Origin of the sequence: Desulfosporosinus metallidurans (assembly GCF_001936615.1) — a bacterium.
In the GTDB taxonomy this organism is placed as follows: Bacteria; Bacillota; Desulfitobacteriia; order Desulfitobacteriales; family Desulfitobacteriaceae; genus Desulfosporosinus; species Desulfosporosinus metallidurans.
The window spans coordinates 1-10122 of record NZ_MLBF01000089.1; the positions used below are offsets into that span (position 1 = coordinate 1).

Sequence of the window (10122 nt, forward strand, 5' to 3'; positions counted from 1 at the left end):
TATTCTCGCTTTTAAACAAAACAATATTATTTCCTTTACTTAAAGAACTTTTAAATTTAATTCCGTCAAATCCTTTTATTTTTATTAATTCACATATATATTGTGTCGGAATATAGTCAATTACAGAAAAATTAGGATTAGCAGGTTTTGAAAGATCGTTGGCAAACGCCTGTAAGATGCTAATTACTTCAATTTCTTTTCTTAAAGGAAGAATCGTATCAAATGGAGAACTTAATTCGAATCTTATAGTTAAATCAAATATATTCAAATCTTTTTGTATAAATATCTCAGCTATAGAGTTAATTGACCCTTTCCATGCCCTTATTTCAGCAAGTACTGTTGAAACTTCATCTGAAGTATATAAGTAATTAATCCCTGGAGGATTAGCTCTCCCATTTGTAATTATCGCATTATCTGGTATTCCCATCTTTTTTGCAGGTAAAGGGTTTATGACGTTTTTAAGTTTATCAAGTAAATATCCATCTCGGGCCCTATAAAGTATACTGCCTTTTAAAATTTTGCGGTGAGCATAATCAAATATTGTATTATTAAATGTATCATTAGGCTCAAAATTGTTTTCATCAATAAAATTATGATTAAACCTATATTTATATTTTATATTCTCACAAAAAATCTCCCAATCCCTATTGGTAAAATACCCGAAATATCGGTCACTATTTCTATACCATTTAGAAGCCAGGGCTTCACTTGTAGGAATTGGAATATTAATATTATTTAGAGATATATTGTAAATAAGTCTTGCAATTTCTTCAGTATCTATTTTATCTTCATTAAAAATGTTCCAATCTTTTTGTATTAAGGAAACAAGGGTTTCCGGTTCAGGGATATACTCCTTTTTTCTGTAGAATTTCTCAAATATGTCACTACATTTTGTATATAAATCGAATACATCTTTAAAAAATTCTTCAAGATTAATTTCATTAATACAATTGATATTGTCGCTTTTACAATAATCGCACTTAGCATTCGAACCTCTTATTTTAATATACCTTTTTAAATTTTTATCATTAAAACAATTGCCACAACAACTCAAACTAATCTTCCTTTCATGTAAAAGATACTTTAACTATTGAAAGGACTTCATTATCCCCTTGTAACGATTAAAAAATCAAGTTACATGGCTTATTATACCAACTTCCAGTTATAGATAATTATATCATAGATTCTGGTAAAACTTGTCGAAGGTCTTTTATTTGACTGATTTTTCAGAATATCATTAGTTCTTTCTCTGGCGAACTATTCCCCCATAGATATCAAAGAAAATCAGGTTAAGCAGCGAATGCTTTTCTGGCGGTTTATATGAAAGTAAAAACCCGGTTATTCTTAAATAACCGAGTTTTTATCATCATCATTTTTGCCCTTCAAAATCCACTCGTCGAAATCGCCTGAAACCCTTGTTCATGCGGTTTTTGCATTTTAAGCGCAAGTAATTTTGAAGCTTAGCCGTTAAACGGGAGTTAGAAAGTTCAAGCCTTTCGTCTAAAAGGTCATATACTCATTGGTTATTCTTTTTATTTCTAAAATCAAACAGTTTTGTTAATCCCCATTTGAATACGTGATAAAACATAATAGAAATCCATAAAGCCCAAAATGAATACCATGATGTTTGTTTAGTTAAATCAACAAAGTAAAACATATAAAATCCATAAATATACAATACAGCTGACATAGTTAATTTAGAAATTAATTTGGCCTTTACATGAGTAGATTTACTATTAATAAGATAACTTAATGAAAAGGTTGGTTTTAATTTCTGAAAAAATGCAATAATTAAAAATATAGTTGCAAATATAAAAATTAGTTTTATATTAGTCATATGCGCTTGTCTAAAAGTTTCCTCCAAAGACAATATATGTCACCTCTTTTTTACATATTTTATCATTTGAAAACAATAAAAACAACCACCAAGAAGCAGGTAATTTAAATCCTGCTTCTTGTATAGGGCGATTTCTTCTCACATTTTCAGGCTAACAATTAAAGACACCCGTTACGTTTTCAGTTGCTACATCAGTGTTAGTTAAATAAACAACTGCAGTCGTTGTATCATTCCATCCCTGGACTAAATAGGATTTCCCATATTGTGGTGAAGTGATAACTTTGATAACGACTCCCTGATATTGGTCCGATAACGAAATTATTTGATTCATTAAATTCTGATAATACAAAGCATAAGCCGCTGCATAAATTCCACCGTATACAGTTGGGATACTCAAGGCTGCAAGTAAAACTGAGGTCATGTCAAATTATTTAGTTGTAAAGCAAATTCACGAGCCTTTGCAGATTTTAGGAAATTGTAAACTGTACTTTGAGAATAGCTTGGAGCACTTAATTGAGTGGTTACCGATATTCCATTGTTATAACTCGGAACGTTATACCTGACTGATGTTGTTGACATTACACTTCAACTTCCTCTCAAATTTGTTTTGCTTGTCCATTATCAATTCATATATTGCCTGTTAAAATGTGATAACCTTGATCTAACAGCATTAACCCTGGTGTTATCAAACAAACTCGTTGTTGAATAAGGTGTTAAGTTTTACCCCCATATCATGGGTTTATATATTGTATTGTTCTTGTCCTATTTTGGTTACCTTCAATCAAAAAGAAGTTGACAACTATGTTGACCAACAATTGTTTACCGTTGTCGGACAGCTGTGAATAAGAAAGGTTTTTTTTCATAATAAACAAGGCTTTTAATTTTATTTATACCGAGAGCCTTGTTTATTATGCAACACGGATGGGCGGATTGATGTAGGTAAAGTTAGACGGTGGCTATGGAGGTTCATTTCCATCAGAAAAGAGTAGGGGTAATGCATCCCTACTCTTTTCTGAATTCATCGCCCTAATTTAATAATGGTCTTCTCTTGGCGTTGCTCCTGGTCATTCAAGCGTCTCCAGACCCAATTCCTGAAGCTACTGGCTCTGATAAAATTGCTCTTTGGGTAAGTTTATACTTCTAGTATCTCTTACTGAGTTTGGAATAGTTGTGAATTTATTTAGTTTAAGCTCTACAGTTTTTATCATGGACCCCTCTTCTTTCTAATCTTCTTTAATCCTTAAATAGAATAATTATCAATTAAGAGCTTTGGGGCGTGATTCGGATGTGCTTGATATCGCTAATTTTTTTATCTCGCAAATAATCAGGCATTACACTTCATCTTAATGCTGGCAGTCAATCTATCAAAATCGGATTAATTTGTCCTGAATAACACGGTATTTTTCAAATTCACTCTCCGCAAATTCCTTAGCAATGGCTGTGGTCACCTTTCCTGCGTTCTCTAATATATTCTTTTCATTGGATTGGAGGAATGCGTTTAGCTTCTTAGCCAGTCCTCCATCGTCAGCGGAATATTTCTCTCTGCCTGGCTTTCTGCGTAATCAAGATACATCGTGACAAACCTGTCTAAAGATTTGATTTCAGTTTCTTTAAGGTAGTTCTTTGCAACAAAAACATCACTTTTTACAATTTTACCGTATGGTGCATTTCCAGGTTGCCAGACCCATATGATCTTTGGTGCTGTCTGCTCTATTATAAATAACCTCTGCTGCAATAGTGCCATGGATTGCAAAATGCAGTTTGTTTTAAACGGTCTTAAAGAAATCCTTTGTTAATTTTGAATGCAGATTATAATCTACTGCGGTGGCATAAATATCCGTGATTTTTTGATAGAACCTTCTTTCACTTGCCCAAATTTCTCTGATTTCTTCAATCAAATGTTCAAAGTATTCCTCCTTTAAGAAAGTCCCATTTTTTAATCTTTCTTTGTCCAAAACATTTCCTCGGATGGCAAAAGTATAAAAATAAAACATTTCTTTTTACTTCTCTGTTTCCCTCTTTTTGAACTATCCGGTTTTTCCGGATAGTTGCTTCTTCTACTAGTTCGCCCTCAGCATAAATATTTTTTAAATGTCATTTACTGTTCTAAGATCCACACCAAAAAGTTCAGCAATTCTTCACTCCGTTTTGCAGGCACCACGCTTGTATACTCAGTCCGCTCTGGCGGCATTCTTCAATGCGGTCTCGCCAACTCTGTTCTAGAGCTAAATCTCTAGCCATAAAAAAACCTCCTGTCTTGTATTCACTGTTTTTAACAGAATACCAAAGTTAGGAGATTTTTTCGCGACGCTATTTAGTCCACCGCTTACAATTATTGTAACAATATAATAATAAAACCAAACATATGTTCAGGTCAACATATATTTGGTCAATTGATATGTGATATTGTATTAAAAGGAACTATGGCTTAACCCCCATTACTTTCCGCAACACTTTTTATATTTTTTACCGCTGCCACAAGGACATGAATCATTACGGCCTATTTTAGCACCTGTCCTTATGTCAAAAAGTTTTGAATCTGTTTGGCCCATCCTAAATGACTCCGCCGGTAGCGGTTTTAAGTACCTCTTTTCTTCTTGAAAAAGCTCATCGGGAGTATGCCCCTTAAGTATCCACATCCGCGTATGATTATAGAGTTCCATTAGCTTTGCCGTTAATTCCTGCACCATGTCAAAGGAGGGAAACTCCAGCCGACTTTCCAAATATTTTATCATCCCTGTCGGTTTGGTATCCAGATTGATCATATTGATCAATTGCAGCATCATTTCATCTATTTCTTTATCAGTTAAATCATAGTATTCCAACAGAAAACGAGTGAAGTTGTTCAGCTTAGGGGTTCTGTCAATAAAATCCATTTCAGCAGCCTTGAGTAATTGTTCTTTGGTAAATGAATAATAGTCAACGCTTGGCCTCGCTTTTTGTTCATCAAGAATTTTCTTCGCATCATAAACCCTCTGATCTTGGTAACCATATGCTGAGAACTCAATCTGCTCATAGTAATCACTTGCAGCAGACAATACTTTGAAGTATTTCAAAAGGTCAACTTCCTGTCCGGTAAGTTGATTAATCTTATTATTCATGGTCGAAGCACCCATCACACCATAATAATAAAGCAGTCCATGGGTTAGCTTTATCCATTCCGTATTACGCCGCACAATTGTTTCAAGTTCTTTCCCATCAATTTCTTTAAAAATATCCAGAAGTTCCAAGGGCATGAATAAAATCTTTTGATTATGATGAACCCCTGGAAAAGCAATACCATATCCCATCAGTGATTCCACTTTAGATACAGAAATATTATTTGCCATTACAGGACCTGCATTCTTAAACATTCTTTTGACCATATCATATCTTTCCAGGTCTAAGACGTAGAGAATATCCTTAAATTTTACAGGTATCAAATTGACAAGCTTACCAGTTAAATCACCTTTTTTCAAAGAGCTCAAGTTTTTAAGACCGAGGTTCTGACGGATTTTATCAAGCTCATTTTTGGAAAGATTGTTAAGTGCATCAGAGAGTTTAACTGGAATATTGATCTTCTTCCACAGTTGTTGTTCCCTCTTGTCTTGTAACTGCCGGCTATGCTCATTCGCCCTGGCTAAGGCTTCTAGTAAAGCCTTCTGAGTTTTCTGGTCTATTTTATTATCCATGATACATCACACTTTCTCTTCCTGGAAAAATTATTCCTGGGCATATACTCTTACTCACTTCTTCGACAAAAGTACACAATTTTCGATATGCCTTGCACCGACAATTCGGATAATTTCAAAACAACATCCTTTTGCCACGTGAGCCGTTCGTTCACTTTATCTTCTTGGTACACTGATAAGCTGCTGCAAGGGCACCTGGCACACCGCCGATCTGCGTCGCCCAGCAGGAACCGATGTAAAGATTTTTCACTGGTGTTTCTATATTCACGCTCATGGTGTTTTTATAGAACTTCTTCTTAGGATTCCAACTCCATGCGGAGCTTGCTCCATCGGCATTTTGAGTGAATCTTTCATAAGTCAGCGGAGTTGCGGCATCCTTATATTCGATACATTCCTTCAATCCGGGAATCAGCCTGCATGCATTGTCTATCATTGCATCCATCGCTTTTTCCTTCAATTGTCTATATGTCTCTTTGTCTCCGCCTCCCCAGTTGTTCATCCAGCGGTAAGGCACCTTGGTCTGAAGCATCAAGGAGGATTTCCCTTCGGGAGCAAGTTTGGGGTTTACCAATGATGGTGAAAAAAGTTCAGCAGATGTCTTACTGAAAAACTCTCTGTCTTCGGAATTGTAAATGTCGCAACCGGGTTTACTGTTAAAAACAAATACATGAGGAATCTTCATATATTTACCAAGTTCTTCGCTTAACATATTCAACCCCAGATATACCGTGCAGTAGCCCTCCGAAACGGAAGCCCTGTCGATACTATTCCGGAGCGTCTGCGGGATAAGGCTCTGGTCGTCTAAAAGCTTCAGGATGGTTTTCTTATAATCCCCGGCAGAAATAACATAATCTGCGTCATAAACGGTATTTTTGCATAAGACTCCAACTGCGGCCTCGTTTTTTGTTATGATCTTGTCGACATAGGAGTTCAGCTTGAAATTCCCGCCCAGTTTCCTGAAGTTTTCTGCGAGAATGTCAGCCCATGATTGCATACCACCTTTAACAGTCCATAATTCTGTGAATAACCCCGATAAACTGCTCCCAACCATCATAGCCGGCATATCCGGATATCCGAATCCGCTGAACAGCTTGAACAGTTTCGAGTCTTTTTCAAAATATCTTGCAGCAAACTCTGATGATGTCACGTTGCCATACTGCTTTGACAGCTTCATCATCTTTGGGCCTCTAAGGATATAAGGGAGCATTGATGTTAACATTTCAAGCCCACTGTAAAGAAAGGGCAAGGGGTTATTCATGATCTCCATCGGGCCGACTATTTTGTCCAGATCCGAAAAAACCATATCCAGCTTTTCTTTTTCGGATGGGAAAGCAGTGTAAATCATTTTTTTATAATCATTGTAATTTTCAGGAATTCCGTTAAAATCCTCCGAGACAAAACGAAATCTTTGTTTTATGAAGTCTATCTTTTCAAATACTCCGATGTCCTTCATTGCCTTAAATACTGATGCTGAAGCTTCAAAGGCAACAGTGCCGCTTTCAAAATAATAACCCTTCCTGTAAAACCCGGCGGTATAGCCGCCAGGCATGCTGTGAGCTTCGAAAATGGTTACTTTATGTCCCCTCTTGGCAAGAAGGTTACCGGCAACAAGGCCGCCTATTCCCGAACCGATAATTATTACTTTTTTCACTGCCAATCCCCCTTTAATCTGAACCAGTTCACTCTATTTTTGGTAATCAGTCAAACCTTTAATGACAAACTCCGCTAAGTAATCTAAAATGTGTGGAAAATATTCAATCCCAATTTCTTCCTTATGAGTATCGATATTTATTAACGCTGCAAAAATAGCCATTATAAATTCACAATCGATATCGTCCCTCATTTTCCCTTCGACCTGCCATTTTTTTACTAACTCTACAAAACTGTTATATAGGAAATCAACATATTTTATTCCGTTTTCTTGACGGTAATGTTGCTCCAGTTTGCTAAAGACATCCCTGTTATACCATTCCCTCAGTATCGGGTTTGAGTTCATGCCACTGACGTTCAGAAACATTAATTCGTTGACCACTTTTAAGGGATCACCATCCAGGTCAATAGATTCCATAATTCTCTTTTTAAGTTTTACGTTTTCTTCTAAAAAGATCTCCATGAAAAGCTTCTCTTTCGAGGAATAATAGTTATAAAACGTACCTACCCCTATTCCAGCCATTTTTGTAATCTCAGACACATTTGTGTCTTTGAAGCCTTTGGAACTAAATAACTCTCTCCCATAATTAAAGATATCTGCTTTTTTATCGTTCAATTAACTTACCTCCGAAATTATGAATGAATTATTTTTTATTCATTCATATTGTAATATGACTATATTTTCTTGTCAATTAAACTACTAAAATTAACAAAACAGAAAGTAATCGTCATTCCTTTTTAAGACTGACGATTATTTTCATTATCGACCAAGAATATAGATATTTCTGTTATACATTCGCCGCCTCATTCTTTCGACAAAAGCACACAATTTTCGACATGCCTTGAGGATACAAAAAAGATGTCGCCTGAGCCTGGTGGGGCCTGTGCGGGAGAATACTTCTGACAAAAATTGTTGTTACTGAGGCATTTTTAATAAAATATTTAATCAATGTATTCCTTCAATGCTCCTCGAAAGGCTGAGTGCCGTGGATATTCTAAATACCTGTTTATGACAATACTTTTTGCCATTTTCATACCTAACGACTCTTTTGCTTCCCCCAAGGCAGCTGCCAATAAAGCAACATCATTATATTTATCTCTGTATTTTCCGCCTACAATTCCATCTATTCTTTTATCAATTACGGATTCCAGCCACTTGACATATGAACTCATATCATCGACACAGTTATTGCATAATTTACTTTCCATAAACAAAAGATACTCCAAAATATTTCTTCACCTTTTTGCGTACTCACTTCAGTTTCAAATACAGAATTTTCTTTCATGAATACAAGGTTTTTGCTCTCATTAAACCCTATCCTGTTTGAAACCTGGACTGCTATCTTTTTTCCGGCTTTTCTCAGATTATTATCCGTGAATAAAAACAACAGTAATAAATCTACACCATAACCGATAAAATTACCGCTCCAGCCCAATGGACTTTTCTGTTCCATACACCAGCTTTTAATCATATCAAAATGTCCCGAGAAAAAGTATAGATATTTATATTCTATATCGGTAATATTATTTTTAGCAATTTCAGATATGCACTGATTATAGTGATTTTCAGATACATGCAATTTTTCTATTCTTTTTTCTGCAAAATCTTTATATTCCCTTATCACTTCTCCGTCTGTAAAAAGTCTTAAATAATTAGGTATGGTTGAATTGGAGTAAAAGGCTTCATACCAACATTCCTTCATGAATTCACTATCATTTAAACAACCGGACGCCTGAGCTGTTTTCAAAGCAATTTCACCGCGTATTTTCAAATCACTTTCTATTCTATCAAGTGCCTCTTTTCCAATCCCTCTTTCTCATTAGGTATTAATCTTTTATGCTGCAATGCCTCCTCGTACTTACTATCTTCTCGGTCTTCTCGGTCATCTTGATCATGACAATCTTCAAGCAGCTGTAGAAATGACGCTCTCTTGTTTTCAGGCGTTTTTCTTGCAATATTATGCAGACATCTTCTTAATTCCTCAATGCTCATACAGTTCAGTATTTCATCTGATTTCCCAACAAATTCTTTCTGATTCATCTTTCCCCCCTGTATTTCAATCACCCTACAATATCCTATTATTCGCAATAAAGGAGCTTTGCGCAAAGTTTTAGCAGGTTCAATATCGCTATCTGCTTTTAAATCTGTAAATTTCCTTTAATCTTTCAAATATCTCAAAAGCTACCGGGCATACTTCAACCACATTTAACATACTGTAAAGGTTCCCTAACCTTTCCGGCTGATTTGTATGTGGATAAGTCTTACAGCTTTCAGGTTTCATAGCACCCAGTTTACATTCTCCATCTTCATCCAGAAAATCACATGGCCTGTGCCTGGTTTCATATACTCCCTTTGTCAGGGGTTTCTTTCCTCCGGCGTTTTACTTAACTCTGAATCCCTCTTCTCTTTCTTAGTATTGACAACATAATGTGTAGCATAGGCTTCTTCTATAACGGTATCTCCGGATTTGCTAAAGCGCAAGGGGATTTTCTTGCCTTTTACGCCACACTGGTTATACGCCGTCGATGAGGATTTCAAATGATTCTCCAGAGCATATGCCCTAAGTTCTTTTATTATAAATGACAACTTGCTCAAGTTGGTCTTACATACTTTTTCAAGGTATGGTACACGACCGAACCGCCAATCTTCATAATCTTTAGCAGATAATACCCCAATTTTCATCAGCAGCTCTACAGGTGATATATAAATCTTTTCCTTTAGTGTACTGCTTACAATTGAGTGAACTTTATGTTTTAGTTCCTCTTTATTCACTAATATTTCACCTTGTTCCTCTTCCAGACATTCTTCTTCCAAACAATCCGAACGCCTGTAATGCCTGCATAGCCTCCTTTGGCAGAAGCAGATCCACCTGTAACTCTTCATTTTTCCGGATTTAAGCCTCGTTCAATCTTTACCACACATTCTACATGGCTTGTACCGATGATTTGGATATTCTTTATGAT

At 35.9% G+C, this 10122-nt stretch carries 12 protein-coding genes and 1 pseudogene; all 13 read right to left on the minus strand.

The window, feature by feature from the left end; all coding sequences use genetic code 11:
* On the minus strand, positions 1-1054 hold a 1054-nt coding region (locus DSOL_RS24570), incomplete at its 3' end, for an RES family NAD+ phosphorylase (RefSeq protein ID WP_075367365.1).
* Between the two features lie 462 nt (positions 1055-1516).
* The gene (locus DSOL_RS24575) at positions 1517-1870 is read right to left on the minus strand and encodes a hypothetical protein (RefSeq protein WP_075367366.1); all 354 of its coding nucleotides are present in this window, start codon (positions 1868-1870) and stop codon (positions 1517-1519) included.
* A 118-nt stretch (positions 1871-1988) separates the two neighbouring features.
* Positions 1989-2258 (minus strand): hypothetical protein, encoded by a 270-nt coding sequence (locus DSOL_RS24580; protein WP_075367367.1) that lies wholly within the window; start codon positions 2256-2258, stop codon positions 1989-1991.
* Between the two features lie 1077 nt (positions 2259-3335).
* Positions 3336-3581, minus strand: a complete 246-nt coding sequence (rhuM, locus tag DSOL_RS30350; protein WP_207649674.1) for a RhuM family protein — start codon at positions 3579-3581, stop codon at positions 3336-3338.
* Positions 3490-3831: pseudogene (gene rhuM, locus DSOL_RS30260) on the minus strand (RhuM family protein). The gene rhuM (DSOL_RS30350) and the pseudogene rhuM (DSOL_RS30260) overlap by 92 nt, the downstream one beginning before the upstream one ends.
* Positions 3832-3964: 133 nt before the next feature.
* Entirely contained in the window at positions 3965-4078 is a 114-nt protein-coding gene (gene tnpA / locus DSOL_RS30265) for an IS66 family insertion sequence element accessory protein TnpA (RefSeq protein WP_427854456.1), read from the minus strand.
* Positions 4079-4275: 197 nt separating this feature from the next.
* Positions 4276-5508, minus strand: coding sequence for an SEC-C metal-binding domain-containing protein (locus DSOL_RS24600; RefSeq protein ID WP_075367369.1), 1233 nt, complete (start codon positions 5506-5508; stop codon positions 4276-4278).
* A 151-nt stretch (positions 5509-5659) separates the two neighbouring features.
* Positions 5660-7159, minus strand: coding sequence for a phytoene desaturase family protein (locus DSOL_RS24605; RefSeq protein ID WP_075367370.1), 1500 nt, complete (start codon positions 7157-7159; stop codon positions 5660-5662).
* 33 nt (positions 7160-7192) lie between these two features.
* Complete coding sequence (locus DSOL_RS24610; protein ID WP_075367371.1) at positions 7193-7774, minus strand: TetR/AcrR family transcriptional regulator; 582 nt, start codon at positions 7772-7774, stop codon at positions 7193-7195.
* A 326-nt stretch (positions 7775-8100) separates the two neighbouring features.
* Positions 8101-8367, minus strand: a complete 267-nt coding sequence (locus DSOL_RS24615) for a hypothetical protein (protein ID WP_075367372.1) — start codon at positions 8365-8367, stop codon at positions 8101-8103.
* The gene (locus DSOL_RS24620) at positions 8328-8906 is read right to left on the minus strand and encodes a hypothetical protein (protein ID WP_139314605.1); all 579 of its coding nucleotides are present in this window, start codon (positions 8904-8906) and stop codon (positions 8328-8330) included. Before DSOL_RS24620 ends, DSOL_RS24615 begins: the two co-directional genes overlap by 40 nt.
* Before the next feature lie 32 nt (positions 8907-8938).
* A complete protein-coding gene (locus tag DSOL_RS24625; RefSeq protein WP_075367374.1) occupies positions 8939-9199 on the minus strand; it encodes a hypothetical protein in 261 nt (86 codons plus the stop codon).
* Between the two features lie 315 nt (positions 9200-9514).
* Positions 9515-9973, minus strand: coding sequence for a hypothetical protein (locus tag DSOL_RS24630; protein ID WP_235838988.1), 459 nt, complete (start codon positions 9971-9973; stop codon positions 9515-9517).
* Between the last annotated feature and the right edge of the window lie 149 nt (positions 9974-10122).